Source organism: Brasilonema bromeliae SPC951, assembly GCF_012912135.1.
GTDB classification, from domain to species: domain Bacteria; phylum Cyanobacteriota; class Cyanobacteriia; order Cyanobacteriales; family Nostocaceae; genus Brasilonema; species Brasilonema bromeliae.
Genome location: NZ_QMEB01000155.1, coordinates 1 through 15,519 on the forward strand (window position 1 = coordinate 1; position 15,519 = coordinate 15,519).

Consider the following 15,519-nt stretch of genomic DNA (forward strand, 5'->3'; position numbering starts at 1 on the left):
CCCTGTTCCCTGTTCCCTGTTCCCTGTTCCCTGTTCCCTGTTCCCTGTTCCCTACTTCTACCACGAAGTCTAATGACTAATGACTAACATTGCGGGGTAATAGTACACGGAAAGTGGAACCTTCGCCTAGGTTGCTTTCAACTGTGATAGTTCCCTTCATTAAGCGAACCAATTTATCGGCGATCGCCAGTCCCAAACCAATCCCTCCATACTTGCGTGTCGTAGACTTATCGACTTGCCAAAATTCTTGAAAAATATGTGCTAATTCCGATTCTGGAATGCCAATGCCTGTATCCTTAACCATCAACACGACTTGGTCTTGATTGCCTTGCTGTACTTCCACAAACACGCCGCCTGTATCTGTAAATTTGATGGCGTTGGAAACTAAGTTAACCAATATTTGTCGTAAACGAACACTATCGTTGACAACTCTAGGATTTTCGATATTGGCGTGTAAAACTAAGGTTAGGTTTTTCTGTTCAGCAAGACAACGCACTTCCTCTGTGGTTGCTGTGACTAGCTCCACTAAGTTAAATTCTTGTATATTTAGTTCTAGCCTATCTCTCTCCAATTTGGAGAAGTCAAGCATATTCTCAATCAGTCCTAGTAAATGTTTGCCACTTCTAGTAATCCGTTCTATCATGTCTCTTAATTCGGGGGGGAACAGATTATAGTAGCGGTGCAATAGCAGCTGGGAAAACCCCAAAATTGAATTCAAAGGTGTACGCAGTTCGTGGGAGAGAACTGACATCATTTGAGTTTTGATGGCTGCAGTTTCTTGTAACTCTAAATTCTCTTGCTGAATCAACCGGAGTTTTTCCTCTGCTTGCTTGCGGGAGGTGATATCGCGCACAAGCCAACGCCAGCCTTGGAGTTTGTCTTGGGAAGCCAACACAGTAGCAACACTCAAGCTAGCATCAAAAATATTACCTTTTCTCGGTTGCAAGCGGATTTCCCACTCTTGGATTCGCTGCATCTGGGATAGCTGTAAGAGTTGGTTACGAAAGGCGCGACGTTCTTCCTCAGGAATAAAGTTAATCAGCGCTTTTCCTACCAAAAAATTTTTCGAGATGTTTAACAGTTGAGCCGCCGCCTGGTTGACTTCCAAAATTTTCCCTTCGGTATTTGTTACCAAGTAACCATCGGGTGCGAAATCAAATAATTCCTGGTAGCGTTGACGTTCTAGTGCGACTTGTTGGTTAGCAATATGCAATTGCTCATTCTGTTGATGCAATTCTTCCTCAGCCACACGCAATTCTTCCAACGCAGTGCTAAGTTCCTCGATAGCTTGCAGCACTAAATCTTCCTGGAGTGTAGGTGATTGGGTAACACGATGTTGTAAGAATTGACCGCGCTGGCGTAGTTCTTCATTCATAGTCTGCAATTCCTCGTTTGTGGATTGCAGTTCTTCGTTCATAGTCTCTAATTCTTCGTTTGTGGATTGCAGTTCTTCGTTAGTTGTTTCTAGCTCCTCTACAGTTGATTGAAGTTCTTCATTAGTCGTTTCTAATTCTTCATTTGTTGACTGGAGTTCCTCATAAGCCGTTTCTAATTCTTGATTGGCGTGGACTAGTTCCTGTTGCAGATTTTTAAAGCGAGTTACGTCTGTGAAGATGATTTTTACGCCCAAGAGTTCATCGGTACTGTCGTCCACCAAGGGTATTATCTGCACGTCCATATATTTTATGTCGCGCTCTGTACCAGGCCACTCAATATCTTTTAAGGTGATGGGGCGACGATTTGAGCGAACGTGGTCGATGCGCGATCGCAACTCCACCGGTCGATAAGAAAGCTCTAAATCTTGCAACGGGCGACCCAAATCTCTAGGATGGAGATTAAACAAATTGCGAGCTTCAGCATTAGCCAACATAACAATGCTGTTGAGATCCACGACTAATTGAGCGACGGGATCAATCTCAAAAGCTGCTTCATGAGTGCGCATTTGATCAACCATCTCTGGGACGGGTTGGTGTCCTGAAGAGTGAGCCATGTTCAATAGCATATCTCGCATATTGCCATTAGGAATTTTGGTAAATACCCGTCGCCGCAAATCTACTGGGGTGAACGAGTGGTTGCGGGTAAACAGCATTTCTGCTTTCCCCAAAAACAAAAAACCACTCTCATTGAGAGCGAAGTGAAAGCGATCAAGAATTTTCGCTTGAGTTTCGGTATTAAAATACATCAAAGTGTTACGACACACCAGTAGATCAATTCTGGAGATTGGTGCATCCTGTACCAAGTCGTGGCGACCAAATATAACCCCGCGACGCAGTTCTTTCTGAACTATATAGCGACCGTTAACTCGGTCAAAGTATTTTTCCTGTAGATCTGCGGGAACGCTTTGAAGATCTTTGGGATTATAAGTTGCTTGGCGAGCGGTATTAAGAGCTTCCACGTCTACATCTGTGGCAAACACTTTCACCCGTGTTGTATACTGTTCCATACCCAATGCTTCAGCAAGCAAAATAGCTAAGGTGTAGGTTTCTTCCCCAGAAGCGCATCCCGCACTCCATACCCGGATTGGTTTGCTCAAATGTTTGCTAGCAAGTATTTGAGGAATAATTTCATTTGCTATGTACTCCCAAGCTTGTCCCTCACGGAAGAAAGCTGTGACGTTGATTAATATTGTGTTGAATAACTCAACAAACTCGTCGGGGTGTACTTCTAAGTAGTCCAAATATTCAGTATAATTTTCAATTCCAATAATTTGCATACGTCGAAGAATTCGACGGCTTAAGCTTGTGCGCTTATAACCGCTAAAATCAAAGCCTCGGTTGCGTTTAATGTATTCTAATAAATTTTCTAGTTCCGGATTGATTTCTTGGTTACTCATATAAGTTTATACTGAATAAATTCACTTGCGTTTGTGCTTGTTGTCAAACTACAGCCTTCCAGGCATAATTAGAGGTTCAACAAGAAGTATTGCTCCTAAGCAGTTATTCTTAACCAGTACGTGGAAAAAATCTCAAAACAGATTGGTATTTTAATATCTTCTGCTTATTAGAAACGAAAAATAATAAATCTGTTATTGTCTCGTTCCTTATCTCTGGCAAGGAATGCAGCAATGGAGGCTCTGCCTCCTGACCTACTACTAGAGGCTTGCCTCTAGAATAGCATTCCCAGGCTGGAGCCTGGAAACGAGAGTGAGTGCGGGTTACATCGCTCGTGAATTGACCAACAGCATCATACATTACAGTCCTCAATTATTGCCAAGCAAGCGCTCAAACTCCTGTTTAACTTTTGCATAACATTCACACGAAGCCGCTTGTAAGCCAGTTCGGTCAAGAATTCTCATTTGCCCACGGCTGTAGCTAATTATTCCAGCTTTCTGAAAAATGCTTGCCACCTGACTTACACTAGCACGACGAACCCCCAGCATTTGAGCAAGAAACTCCTGAGTTAGCAAGAACTCGTCAGATTGTACTCGATCATGAGTCATTAAAAGCCAACGACAGAATCGTTTTTCGATACAGTGCAAGCAGTTACAAGCAGCTGATTGAGCAACTTGGTTAAATAATGTTTGCGTATAGCGTTGTAACAGCTTGTAAAGCGGACTATCTGGAGTGACAAAAGTTTTGAACTCCTCTGCTTTCATCCGCATCGACTCACCAGGAATTTGTGAAAAAGCCTGCCCAGGAATTTGATCTGTTCCCAGAAATACCGGCAGACCGATCATTCCTTCGTTACCCACTGTAGCGATTTCGGCTGTCGCGCCGTCTTCCATAATAGTCACCAGAGAGACAATACCATTTTTGGGGAAATAGACGTACTCAATGGGTTCGTTCATCTGGTAGAGAATTTGCTTCAAAGGCAAAAAGATGCTCTCCATATGGGGGAGGAGACGTTTGTATTCTTCTGTTGGCAAGATAGCCAGAAGCCGATTTTCATTTGGATTACGAAAACTTGGTGACACGGATATCACTAGTTTTATTAAACTAGTCGTAAATTAACTATATAGTTAGCTGCATTGTCAATGACTTTTAGCTTGACACAAAATTATTGCAATGAGTCCATTATTACGCCATTTTGATATTAGTTATGTACGGTATCGGATAGACAAACAACTAGTAAATAGGTAGATTCTGAGTTTGTAGTATATAGCTAATTGTTTGAAATGCGTGTAGCTAGAAACACGATAAGCAAAGCTGAAGTAGATGCATATATCCCTAGAAGTGACTTAAACATTATCCAAAGTAGTATTTTGATTGCCGAGGTCACTTCAAAACCTGCCAGCCATAGCAACACCATCCCAAAAATCCTAGTGATAATGACTCAAAGCGCTGTCATCAGAACAAGGAGTGCTGCTATCAGAAGCACAGCAAGGGAAGTTAGAGCCAAAAGCATTTTGTCTAGAACCAACAGCATAGCCGCGAGGGCAAAGAGTGCTGAACTTATCGCCGAAGGTGCAACCTTTTTAACATAGCTATGAAACGCAATGACAGTCAGGGGGGTTTGGCGGGGGTCAGTATTATCGTGTTAAAAAGTTTTGATAATCAACGTCCTGAAGACAGTACAAACGTCAAGACTCTCAATAATTTGCGAGTTCTTGTCGTAGATGATAATATTGATACCCTTATTTTAATTACTGTTATTCTTGAAGATTACGGCGCTAAAGTCATGACGGCAACATCAGCAAGGGAAGCTTTTGAGGTCATCAGAGATTTTGAACTAGACTTTTTAATTATCGATATTGTTATGCCGCAAGAAGACGGTTATTCATTAATTTGTAAAATCAGAACGCTGGACAATACACAAAAAAAGCAAATACCTGCAATAGCCCTAACAGCTATAGATACAGATGAAGCACGCCAACTTGCTTTCAAGTCTGGGTTTCAAAATTATCTGACTAAGCCTTTTGATAATGGAGAGTTAGTCATAGAAATAGCAAAATTTTTAGTGAATTGCAATTAAATATAGTACTAATGGGAGAGAAAAGCAAAACCATTTTGTTAGTCGAAGATAACCCTGATGTAGGGTTTCTGATTCAGTCTTTATTTCATGATGCTAATTTGCCAGTCTCTTTTCAAGTTATCAAAAATGGACAAGAAGCTGTGGATTACCTGTCGGGCAAGGAACCTTATGTTAACAGAGAGAACTACCCACTGCCAGTAATCATATTGACAAACATAAATATGCCCCATATGTCAGGTTTTGAGTTACTTGCATGGGTCAAGCAGCATCCCCAACTGAAGAATTTACCAGTTGTGCTAATGAGTACCTACGACGATCCAAAGCATTTGATTCAAGCTGCTAGCTTAGGCGCTTACTCGTACTTCATTAAGACATCATCTTTTGATGACTTGGTAGACATAGCGGCAAAATTCGTGTCGTAGCGTTGGCTTTGGTATGGATGAATTGGTGTCAATTTAACGTTCAAACCTTTGAACTCACGTTGATTTGACCCCTCCCCGAAGTTCGGGCTACGGTGTACACAGATCTCACTCAAAACCTCACCCTCGCTTTTTGCTACGCAAAAATCTTTCCCTCTCCGAACTCACGGAGAGGGATGTCCGTGAGGACAGGGTGAGGTTTCGACTGTATGACAACGAAGTAGAAGAGCTATATTCCTAAAGATTCACGAGACATTAGTTGGTTCTTCCTCTTCTGGCGCTTTGCTGTTGTTCCCGTCTGCTGTTGTAGTGTTACCCTTGAGCAGGACATCCCGAATAACGCCAGCACGTTTTTGAGAATCCTGCACTTCCTCTTCCAGTCGTTGTGCTGATAGGAGTTGGTTGCGATCGCGCATCCGTTCAGCCATCCGACGTGATAAAGATGCTTTCTCTTCCAATGCCCTCAAAGCAACCCACAGCGCATCTTCCAAAGCATCAGATTGTTTTGCCAGCAGAGTTTCTGCTGAATAAGCATGACCTGTACGGCATTTAAACCGCAATAAATTTCCATCTGAAAGATCCCACAAAGTACCACCACAGTCTGGACACCCGAAAGTAGAGGGTTTACCTGGTCTTTGTTCACTGTTAAGCACGTTCATATCCAACTCCACCAAGTCAGATTCAACTTCAATCTCCTCAGGCACAGGGTCTTCTTCGCCTTCCACCTGCGTGTTAGCTATACTTACCAAAATATCTGGAATATCCGACAGAGGCAGGATATGGTCAATATCATTTACGTTCTCGATAGCGCTGCGCGGCATCCCAGCATACATTGCATCTTCGGGGTTTTGAACAACCGCAACACCATTCCGCATTTTCACTGCCTTTAGTCCTGCTGTACCGTCGTCAAGAACACCTGTTAACACCACAGCAACCACTCGTCGCCCATAAGCTCGCGCAGCCGTGCGAAACAGTGGGTCAATAGCTGGACGATGACCGTTTTCTCTCGGTCCCCGTGCCAGGTGTATATGTCCTGGTTTCACCAGTAGGTGATAGTTTGGCGGGGCAATATAAATCCTTCTCAATTGAATGACTTCGCCATCTTTTGCATGAGATGCCGGCAATTTTCCAGCACGGGTAAGAATGTGTGGCAGAACACTTGTGCCGTGGCTTGGTACATGAAGGACAATCATGACAGCAGCATTCAGGTCTGGCGGTAAATTCTTGACTAAATAAGAAAGTGCTTCAACTCCGCCTGCCGATGCTCCAACAACGATGATGTCGTGTCCGGGCATTTTTTCTTCTTCCTCGTAATTGCAGCGGAGCTAGACATATCGCACTGCCTATATCACGCTAGCAGAATTAAGTAACACATTTACCTAACTTTGAGCGGATTTATAAGGACGGCTAGCTGAAAACCCATGAGGAACAGGCACGTAGTGCCGTATTCCGTACTTTAGGCAGGGGATTGAAAGCTGCCTGAAGGCGTTTACGCCAAAACCGGGGTGGGGTTATGCGACAATTACGAACGAGTAAAATAAGGCATGATATGACGTAATGACAAGGGTTTCACCTTAAGTTGACACGTATGGGCAGCCTTTGCCCCTACGACTGAGACTACTTCACCCGGTTGAAAATGGCTATATGTAGAAAATATTAGTCTACATAATCGCTTGTTATTTCTGGCTTTTGAATGTCATTTGAAGTGATTGGACGGCTACCATCTACCTCAAGAGTGCTAGAAACCTGAAAATTACTCTTAACAATCGGACGTTGACCGTCTATGTCGAGAGTATAGCTAACCTCTATATCACTTGGGTCAATCGGACGCTTGCCATCCACAGCTAGCATATCATGATCCTGAAAATCGCTCTTGGCAATCGGACGCTGACCATCTATGTCAAATGTTTCCTGAACTTGAATATTACTTGGGTCAATTGGACGGCGACCATCTACGTTAATTGTTTTAGGAATTTGTTTCGCTTCGTTAGATGATGGTTGAGAAATAATGTTCGCTTCAGTATCTGTTGTATTCTCAGCAGAATTATTTGCAGTGCTATCAACTTTGTTTGTGTTATCCATGCTGCGGCTTGTTCTTCCTTCTTATGGCTATTTGCTCGTTTACACTATAATCCCAAAAGTTTCTTATCCATCATTGGACCATAACATATGATTTTTCTAATGATTTGTTTACTGATAAACATACTTAGGTAGAGGCAAAAAATCCTCTACCACAGCACAGAATTTGCCTCTAACTTAAGAGCGATTTTTGACACTTGGGTGCGGCGTAGAGCTTCTCGCCTATAACGCACATGGCACAATGGGTAGGTTAAGAGCGATAAGCAAAGAAGGTATACAATGGCGCGAGAAGTTACGGATGCTGACGGAATTACTTGGAGTTGTGTTGAGGCGTATGCAGGTCTTAATGATGAAGCTCACAACCGCGCTGCTGCTCAGGTAAACGAGGAACGTGACACATACTGGGTTGTCTGCACTCCAAGTGGTGGTGCGAAATCATTGCGGCTCGAACTACCGGGTGACTGGGAAGATTCTTACTCGGATGAGGCGTTACTTGGCGAAATTAAAGCACATCAGTAGCGCTGTAAACAAGTAAAGTCATCAAATAAATGCATTTAGGAGGAGGAGATACAGAATTTCCTCGTTCCTTGTCTCTGGCAAGGAATGCATAACTTGAGGCTCCGCCTCAATATAATTATTGAGAGGCGGAGCCTCAAGGAAGCGTTCCCATGCAGAGCATAGGAACCAGAGAAAATCTTTAACTGATTCGGCGGAATTCCCCATCCGCCTATGCGGTGGGGTGCATCACGCCGGGAAATTGTAAGGTACATCCTTTATGGATGTCCGAGCAATTCCCATATTTGTCCGGAATGACTTTACTGGTAAGTGTAGATAATAGTAAGATATAAAAACTAAGGAGGTGATATTGAGTGCTACATAAAGCAATACAAGTTCGTTTATACCCGAACCAAGACCAACAAATACAATTATCTCAAAGCTTTGGGTGTTCCCGATGGTGGTGGAATTATGCATTGAATAAATCAATTGAGACATACAAAGAGACGGGTAAGGGGCTGGGACAAGTAGCACTCAATGCACTACTGCCTAAGCTCAAAAAGGAAAAAGATACAGAATGGTTAGCTGATTGTTATAGTCAAGTTTTGCAAGCTACAACACTTAATCTAACCACGGCGTACAAAAACTTTTTTGAAGGTAGAGCAAGGTTTCCACGATTCAAATCTAAACACGGTAAACAGTCTATCCAGTATCCTCAAAACGTCAAAATTGTAGAAGGCAATGTCAAACTTCCGGGCAATATTGGAGTAATCAAAGCCAAAATACATAGACCTATTGAGGGGAAAATCAAGACTGTCACTGTTAGTAAAACTCCATCAGGCAAATACTTTGCATCTATCTTGACTGAATTAGAAGGTGAAAATTCAACTATTTCAGAAGGTAAAATTTATGGCATTGACTTAGGATTGAAACACTTTGCTGTTATCACCGATGGCGAAAAAGTGTCTAAGTACGATAATCCTAAACACATTGCCAAACATGAGAAAAACCTGAAACGCAAACAACAAAAACTAGCACGTAAACAAAAAGGAAGTAATTCAAGAAACAAGTATCGTAAAGTCGTTGCCAAAGTGTACGAACGGGTTAGCAATTCGCGGCAAGATTTTCTGCATAAACTTAGCTACAAGTTGGTCAGCGATAGCCAAGCTGTCATAGTAGAGAATCTTCATGTCAAGGGCATGGTACGTAATCACAATTTGGCGAAAGCAATATCTGATTGTGGATGGGGAACTTTCACTAACTTCTTAGCCTACAAGCTAGAACGCAAAGGTGCAAAGTTGCTTGAAATTGATAGATGGTTCCCCAGTTCCAAGCTCTGCTCTAATTGTTTCTATCAAGTCAATGAGATGTCGCTAGATGTGAGGGAATGGACTTGTCCTCACTGCGGCACTCATCATGATAGAGATGGTAATGCAGCGATAAATATTAGAACAGAAGGAATCAGAATGCTAAAGGCGGAAGGTTCAGCCGTCTCTGCTGTAGGAGGGGAAGTAAGACCAAAGATGGGACGAAAGTCTTATCTGCGGCATTCGCCTATGAGTACAGAAGCCCCATCCGCCTATGCGGTGGGGTAGTTCACGATGCCCGTACTTGTCGTTGTCGCACCCGTTCAGCACTTCCAGTAGGAATTGAGGCTATGAGTTTTTGGGTGTATTCTTCTTTGGGTTCGCGGTAGATACTTTCTGCTGTTCCTTGTTCGACGATTTCACCGCGATTCATGACTAGGATGCGATCGCTCATAAATTTCACCACACTCAAGTCGTGAGAAATAAAGATATAAGTCAACCCAAACTCATCTTGCAATTCTTTCAGCAGATTCAGCACCTGTGCTTGCACTGATACATCCAGCGCTGAAACCGATTCATCACATATAATAAACTTGGGATTTAATGCCAAAGAACGGGCAATACAAATCCGCTGACGTTGACCACCAGAAAATTGATGAGGATAGCGGTTGATAGCATCTGCACTTAAACCCACCCGTTCTAAGAGGTAAGCAACACGTTCTCGCCTTTCTTGCTTTGTCTTACCTATCGAGTGAATTACCAAAGGTTCCATAACTGCTTCCCCAACCTTGAAGCGTGGATCGAGGGAGCTAAAGGGGTTTTGAAAAACAATCTGCATTTCTCGCCGCAAGTTCTGCAACGGTTTCCCTTTGAGGGTTGTGATATCTTGTCCTTCAAAAATAATTTGACCACTCATTGGTTCAATTAATCGCAGCAAAGTTCTACCAACAGTGGTTTTACCGCAACCAGATTCTCCCACCAATCCCAGGGTTTCTCCTTTTTTCACATCAAAGGAAACTTTATTGACTGCCATAAAATAGCGTTTTGTACCGCCAAACGCTCCCCGTATGGGGAAACCAACTTTCAAATCACGGACTTGCAAAAGAGATTGCTGTTGTTCTAAGCTTTGCAACCTTTGATTCATCTCTTCACTTGTGACTTCCACAGGTTGTTGAGGTTGTTTCTCTTGAATGATCAAATCTCCTGTTGGCGTTTCTTCCACATTCATGTAGTCGGAAACTGTCAGCAGTTTTTGGGGACGACGGTTGAGTGTGGGGCGACAGGCTACCAAGCCTTTGGTGTATGGATGCTGGGGATTTGAAAAAATTTGTCCTGCCGAGTTGTATTCTACTATTTTGCCTCTGTACATCACGGCGACTTTATCAGCGATTTCTGAAATCAGTCCTAAGTCATGGGTGATGAAAATCATTGCCATTTCACGGCGCTGCTGCAATTCTCGTAGCAGCTCAAGGATCGTTGCTTGTACTGTCACATCCAATGCTGTGGTTGGTTCATCTGCAATCAGCAGCAATGGGTTGCACGAAATTGCCATTGCGATCATCACCCGTTGCAACTGTCCGCCAGAAAGTTGATGCGGGTAACGTTCTAGGATAGCTTCTTTGTGCTGTTTCACCAACTGTGCTATCTTTTGCTCGTCTGGAGTTGATGAACCAAAAGAGGTTTCTTTCCAAGTTTCGAGATACTGTTGCTTGAGGGCTTCATCGCTAGGGAGGAGTTTTACTTCTTGTAGACCGGCGATCGCAATTCGTCGTGCTTCAGATGCCGAAACATTCTGGTGTCGCAAAATAGCTTCTGTAATCTGAAACCCAATCGTGTAAACCGGATTGAGAGAACTCATCGGTTCTTGGAAAATCATCGCAATGTCGCCGCCTCTGTGGAGCTGTATTTGCTCGTTAGGCAATTGGGCTAAATTGATCGGTGCGCCATTCTCTTGAGGGTGAAACCAAATTTCACCGCCACTAATTCTACCAGGACTCTGAAGCAACCCCATAACCGCTAGGGATGTGACTGATTTTCCGCTTCCCGACTCTCCTACTATTCCTAGAGTTTCTCCTCGATGTAGCTCAAAAGAAATCCCATCTACTGCTTTGACACTTTTACTCTCACCGGAAAATTCAACTTGTAAATTGCGAACGTCTAGGATAGTTTCTCTCATAAGAGTCGGGTACTTAAATTGTAACTTATAAATTATTTGGATTTTAACAGCGACTTTGATTTTTTTTATTGATCTGAATCTTAGGTACGACGATATTTTTCTGATTTTTACAGATTTCCTATGGGATTTGGCATTAAAGATTACAAAAAATAACTTAAGCTGTCGCGGATATAGCGGATTTTAATTGAGTGCGATATTGGGAAAATGGTAAAGGCACAGCATTCCTGCGCCCCTAGACGTGGTGTACGTAACTGAGAACAGGAAAACTAGTGAAACCCACACGTAATATATCCTAGGACTTGCGCACGAGTTACGAAAGAACAAGACTGTGAGATTGCTTCCTGACGTCGCAATCACGCAATTACGTTATTTTTGCGTAAGTCCTGATATCCGTTACATTCGTGAGCCGATTTTTTGGAATTCAACTCTTTGCACAAAAGGAAGATAATCGTTGAATCAAAATCACAAGATTCTTCGTCACTGGAATTATCAACTCCCAACATGAAAATTCACCAGCTTTTTAGATGTGTCTATGCTATCTCAACCTGTAAAATTTCTTTTTTTGAGTGCTGTTAGTTTATCCTTTGTTCTAGGTCATGCAGCTGCATTTGCGCAAGTTCGTGGAGGTGGTGATATTGTTGTACCAACACAACCAGCAGGCGGTGGCTCAACAACAACTAGAACAAGGACAATAGAAACAGATGGATCTTCCAGCACAACGAGAACGACCACTTCATCACCTATTAGTAGCAGTAATCGATTTTTCTGTCAGTCTTACAACGGTCAGTACACTGTTATGTACCAGCCAGAAAGTCAACCTGGTCAATACTTCCCTTGGGCGACTCCTAGGACTTTGGGTGGCGGCTGGGATGCACAACAGCGTTGCCAAGCAATTGCCGAGCGCTTGGAAACATATCGCCCAGATGGCTTAGTGGAACTGAAGACAGCGATAGAGAACAGACAAAATATTCTCTGCGTTACCACAGAAACTAATCCTTACTGTCGCATTGTGCTGACAGTACCTCCCGAAAAAGACCCTTATGTTGTCCGTAATAGCGTTTTCCAAAACTTAGCATCTGCTGATAGCGGACAGCAAACTTTTGGCGTTAACACTTATACAAGTGGTAATGACGATCTCTCCAATTTGGGGCGAAATATTTTTGGTGGTGGCAAAAAACCCTCCACTTCTTCTAAAGACCCAATCAATCTCAAACCTTTCTTAGATCGTGCTGATCGCGGTACTGGAGAAAAACTCCGTAATGGTGTATCGCTTAATCGTCAGCAGTCTCAACCTCAAACTGGCAATCGTCTAGATCCTAAAAAATTTCGCTGATTGATTCAAAAAAAATGAATTTCGCGCCAAGACGCTCAGATGCAAGATGGCAACGGAAGAGTAGCCGTTACTCGTTTGGGCTTTTTTTATGTCATCCCTCTTAAGGTAGAAATCTAGATTACCCTAAAAAATAAAACCCCCTATAGGGGGCTAGAAACTGTATAGGTTTTTCGGAGCGGTTGGTTAGGTAATTGAGTAGAAAAACTCATCACCAATACTCAAAGCAGATACAGCAAACCGAAGAGGATAATCCAAATCACGTCAACGAAGTGCCAGTAGATTTCGGCGGCTTCTATACCAAAGTGATGTTCATTGCTGTAGTGACCTTTGCTGAGCGATCGCCACAATACCGCAAGAATTGCCACAACTCCGAGAGTCACGTGCAAACCGTGGAAGCCAGTCAAAACATAGAATGCGCTGGCAAATAAGTTAGTGGTCAAGCCAAATTCTAGATGGGTATATTCATACACCTGCCCCACCAAGAAAAGAATACCCATTGCAGCGGTAATCCCGAACCAGATTTGCATTCCCCGGACATCATTCTTTTTGATGGCGGTATCAGCATTGTGGATAACAAAACTGCTAGCAATTAGATTGATTGTGTTGACTCCGGGTAACAATAGTTCTAACTCTGGGGTACCTTCTGGAGGCCAAACAGGTACCGTAGAACGCATAGCCAGATACGCTCCGAACAACCCCATGAAAATCATTCCTTCAGCGACCAGGAACATAACCAGTCCAAAGAGGCGATGGTCTGGATGTTCTTCGTGATCAGCTTCTGCGGTAGCAGTGTGATGATGGTTAAGGGCTGTCTTTGCTGGGTCAATTGTTTGACTTTGCATGAATTTTCCGTAAATTATGAATTACAAATTATGAATGATGAATAAAAAAAATCTTTTAGCATTCATCATTCATAATCTATCAGCGTTCTTCTTTTTCAGCAGTGATAGCGGGAGATGGCTCGTCAGGTTCGGCGCGTAACACTGAGTTAACACCGGCAGACAAGACTGGATCGGGATCAGATAAAGGTACACCCTTTGCAGTGTTCTCCAAACCATAATCGTATGGTCCAGTCGCTAAAACTGGTGGTTTATCAAAATTCTCGATCGCTGGTGGTGAGGTTGTCATCCACTCTAGGGTAAGTGCATCCCAGGGATTATTACCTGCTTTGGGTCCGTACATCCAACTCCAAATCGCATTGATGATGAAGGGGAATGTCGAAACAGCGAGTATATAAGCCCCATAGGTACAAATTTCATTCAAAAACGTAAATTTGGGGTCGTACTGAGCAATGCGACGGTTCATACCCATCATCCCCAGCTTGTGCATGGGTAAGAAGGTCATGTTTAAACCGACGATTGTCAAGGTAAAATGAACCTTACCCCAAAATTCGTTCAACATCCGCCCTGTCATTTTGGGGAACCAGTGGTAGATTGCCGCATAAATGCCCAGAACACTACCACCAAACAGGACATAGTGCAAGTGTGCCACGACAAAATATGTGTCGTGAACGTGAATATCGAACGGTACCGCCGCCAACATCACGCCACTGATACCACCAATGACGAAGGTGCCAACAAAACCCATAGCAAATAGCATTGGACTGTTGAGGCGAATTTTTCCACCCCACATTGTTGCCAACCAGCTGAAGATTTTGATCCCCGTTGGTACAGCGATGATCATGGTAGTGATCATGAAGAACATCCGCAACCAACCAGGGATACCGCTGGTAAACATATGGTGCGCCCAGACGATGAGTCCTAGGAAGCTGATTGCCAAACTTGAGTAGGCGATCGCCTTATATCCAAAAATTGGCTTACGCGAATGAACCGGAATCACCTCAGAAATCGCCCCAAAGAAGGGCAAAATCATGATGTAAACCGCTGGGTGGGAATAAAACCAGAACATATGCTGGTACACAACCGGATCGCCACCGCCAGTCGGATTAAAAAATGTTGTGCCTGCAAGTAAGTCAAACGAGAGCAGAATTAAACCGGCTGCTAGCACAGGCGTAGAGACCAAAGTCAGCGCCGAGGTTGCCAACATTGCCCAGCAAAACAAAGGCAATTGAAAGAAACCCATGCCTGGAGTACGCATTTTAAGCATTGTCACCAGGAAATTAATTGCCCCCAGAATCGAAGACGTACCTAGCAAAAGAACGCTCAGAATCCAGATCCCCTCACCTACTTGACCTGTGACCAAGCTTAAGGGAGGGTAGGAAGTCCAACCTGCATCTGGTGCATCACCCACCACTAAACTAGCGATGAGCAACAAACCAGCAGGAGGAATCATCCAAAAGGCAACAGCATTCAGGCGTGGAAATGCCATATCCTTTGCCCCAATCATCAAGGGGATCAGGAAGTTAGCAAATCCTGCGCCTGCGGGCACAATCCACAAAAAAATCATGATTGTGGCGTGCAGTGTAAACAAACTGTTGTACACCTCAGGGGTGACAAAATCGACGTCTGGGGTTCGCAGTTCCGTGCGAACCAAGTCAGCCATCACACCGCCAATACAGTAGAAAATGAACGTCGTGACCAGGTATTGAATTGCAATGACCTTGTGGTCGGTGTTGAAGGTAAAGTAGTCTCGCCAAGGTCTTATCCCTGGCTCTTCTATCAGAGCAGGGATATTGGCTTTTTCTTGTACCTGTGCTTGTGTCATAAGAATTAGTTGTCAGAAGTCAGGAGTCAGGAGTCAGGCAATACGGTTCGGCTAGCTTGTTTATCTCAAGGGAGATCCCCCCAACCCACGCCAGACGCTACCCTGCGGGAAGCCGCCCGGAGGGCGTCTACAAGT

At 43.6% G+C, this 15,519-nt stretch carries 13 protein-coding genes and 1 pseudogene; 6 read left to right on the forward strand and 8 right to left on the reverse strand.

Going from position 1 to position 15,519, the window contains the following annotated elements; genetic code table 11:
* Nucleotides 1–76 precede the first annotated feature (76 nt).
* The 3 genes and pseudogenes from DP116_RS28635 to DP116_RS18555 all read right to left on the reverse strand — a co-directional run bounded on the left by DP116_RS28635 (nt 77) and on the right by DP116_RS18555 (nt 3,913).
* A complete protein-coding gene (locus DP116_RS28635; RefSeq protein WP_439330038.1) occupies nt 77–1,297 on the reverse strand; it encodes a sensor histidine kinase in 1,221 nt (406 codons plus the stop codon).
* A gap of 42 nt (nt 1,298–1,339) precedes the next feature.
* A pseudogene (locus DP116_RS28640) lies at nt 1,340–2,833 on the reverse strand (CheR family methyltransferase); the annotation flags it as partial.
* Between the two features lie 366 nt (nt 2,834–3,199).
* The gene (locus DP116_RS18555; RefSeq protein ID WP_339381487.1) at nt 3,200–3,913 is read right to left on the reverse strand and encodes a Crp/Fnr family transcriptional regulator; all 714 of its coding nucleotides are present in this window, start codon (nt 3,911–3,913) and stop codon (nt 3,200–3,202) included.
* Nucleotides 3,914–4,114: 201 nt separating this feature from the next.
* On the opposite strand from DP116_RS18555, the gene DP116_RS18560 reads away from it, so the two are divergent.
* From DP116_RS18560 to DP116_RS18570, 3 genes are read left to right on the forward strand one after another with little or no spacing between them, the layout of a single operon-like run.
* Nucleotides 4,115–4,423: a hypothetical protein gene (locus DP116_RS18560; RefSeq protein WP_169156576.1), complete on the forward strand. Its 309-nt coding sequence runs from the start codon at nt 4,115–4,117 to the stop codon at nt 4,421–4,423.
* 2 nt (nt 4,424–4,425) lie between these two features.
* Complete coding sequence (locus DP116_RS18565) at nt 4,426–4,911, forward strand: response regulator (protein ID WP_169156577.1); 486 nt, start codon at nt 4,426–4,428, stop codon at nt 4,909–4,911.
* A gap of 11 nt (nt 4,912–4,922) precedes the next feature.
* Complete coding sequence (locus DP116_RS18570) at nt 4,923–5,333, forward strand: response regulator (protein WP_169156578.1); 411 nt, start codon at nt 4,923–4,925, stop codon at nt 5,331–5,333.
* A 242-nt stretch (nt 5,334–5,575) separates the two neighbouring features.
* On the opposite strand, the gene DP116_RS18575 is transcribed toward DP116_RS18570, so the two are convergent.
* Nucleotides 5,576–6,625 carry a chemotaxis protein CheB gene (locus tag DP116_RS18575; protein ID WP_169156579.1) on the reverse strand — a complete coding sequence of 350 codons (1,050 nt, stop codon included), beginning with the start codon at nt 6,623–6,625 and terminating at the stop codon, nt 5,576–5,578.
* A 361-nt stretch (nt 6,626–6,986) separates the two neighbouring features.
* Nucleotides 6,987–7,412 carry a hypothetical protein gene (locus DP116_RS18580; protein WP_169156580.1) on the reverse strand — a complete coding sequence of 142 codons (426 nt, stop codon included), beginning with the start codon at nt 7,410–7,412 and terminating at the stop codon, nt 6,987–6,989.
* Nucleotides 7,413–7,688: 276 nt separating this feature from the next.
* Between DP116_RS18580 and DP116_RS18585 the strand changes: the two genes are divergently transcribed.
* Both DP116_RS18585 and DP116_RS18590 read left to right on the forward strand, forming a co-directional pair.
* Nucleotides 7,689–7,928, forward strand: coding sequence for a hypothetical protein (locus DP116_RS18585; RefSeq protein WP_169156581.1), 240 nt, complete (start codon nt 7,689–7,691; stop codon nt 7,926–7,928).
* Between the two features lie 350 nt (nt 7,929–8,278).
* Nucleotides 8,279–9,499, forward strand: a complete 1,221-nt coding sequence (locus DP116_RS18590; RefSeq protein ID WP_169156582.1) for an RNA-guided endonuclease TnpB family protein — start codon at nt 8,279–8,281, stop codon at nt 9,497–9,499.
* Nucleotide 9,500: 1 nt separating this feature from the next.
* Here DP116_RS18590 and DP116_RS18595 read toward each other — a convergent pair whose 3' ends face one another.
* A complete protein-coding gene (locus DP116_RS18595) occupies nt 9,501–11,387 on the reverse strand; it encodes an ABC transporter ATP-binding protein (RefSeq protein ID WP_169156583.1) in 1,887 nt (628 codons plus the stop codon).
* Between the two features lie 532 nt (nt 11,388–11,919).
* Between DP116_RS18595 and DP116_RS18600 the strand changes: the two genes are divergently transcribed.
* Nucleotides 11,920–12,720 (forward strand): COP23 domain-containing protein, encoded by an 801-nt coding sequence (locus DP116_RS18600; RefSeq protein WP_169156584.1) that lies wholly within the window; start codon nt 11,920–11,922, stop codon nt 12,718–12,720.
* 218 nt (nt 12,721–12,938) lie between these two features.
* Here DP116_RS18600 and DP116_RS18605 read toward each other — a convergent pair whose 3' ends face one another.
* Complete coding sequence (locus tag DP116_RS18605; protein WP_169156585.1) at nt 12,939–13,562, reverse strand: cytochrome c oxidase subunit 3; 624 nt, start codon at nt 13,560–13,562, stop codon at nt 12,939–12,941.
* 79 nt (nt 13,563–13,641) lie between these two features.
* Nucleotides 13,642–15,384: a cytochrome c oxidase subunit I gene (gene ctaD / locus DP116_RS18610; protein WP_169156586.1), complete on the reverse strand. Its 1,743-nt coding sequence runs from the start codon at nt 15,382–15,384 to the stop codon at nt 13,642–13,644.
* Nucleotides 15,385–15,519: the final 135 nt, after the last annotated feature.

Bases quoted from the DNA above. Each gene is read 5' to 3' on its own strand.
- DP116_RS18560 (WP_169156576.1), top strand. From the start codon at position 4,115: ATGCGTGTAGCTAGAAACACGATAAGCAAAGCTGAAGTAGATGCATAT.
- DP116_RS18565 (WP_169156577.1), top strand. From the start codon at position 4,426: ATGAAACGCAATGACAGTCAGGGGGGTTTGGCGGGGGTCAGTATTATC.
- DP116_RS18570 (WP_169156578.1), top strand. From the start codon at position 4,923: ATGGGAGAGAAAAGCAAAACCATTTTGTTAGTCGAAGATAACCCTGAT.
- DP116_RS18575 (WP_169156579.1), bottom strand. From the start codon at position 6,625: ATGCCCGGACACGACATCATCGTTGTTGGAGCATCGGCAGGCGGAGTT.
- DP116_RS18580 (WP_169156580.1), bottom strand. From the start codon at position 7,412: ATGGATAACACAAACAAAGTTGATAGCACTGCAAATAATTCTGCTGAG.
- DP116_RS18585 (WP_169156581.1), top strand. From the start codon at position 7,689: ATGGCGCGAGAAGTTACGGATGCTGACGGAATTACTTGGAGTTGTGTT.
- DP116_RS18595 (WP_169156583.1), bottom strand. From the start codon at position 11,387: ATGAGAGAAACTATCCTAGACGTTCGCAATTTACAAGTTGAATTTTCC.
- DP116_RS18600 (WP_169156584.1), top strand. From the start codon at position 11,920: ATGCTATCTCAACCTGTAAAATTTCTTTTTTTGAGTGCTGTTAGTTTA.
- DP116_RS18605 (WP_169156585.1), bottom strand. From the start codon at position 13,562: ATGCAAAGTCAAACAATTGACCCAGCAAAGACAGCCCTTAACCATCAT.
- ctaD (WP_169156586.1), bottom strand. From the start codon at position 15,384: ATGACACAAGCACAGGTACAAGAAAAAGCCAATATCCCTGCTCTGATA.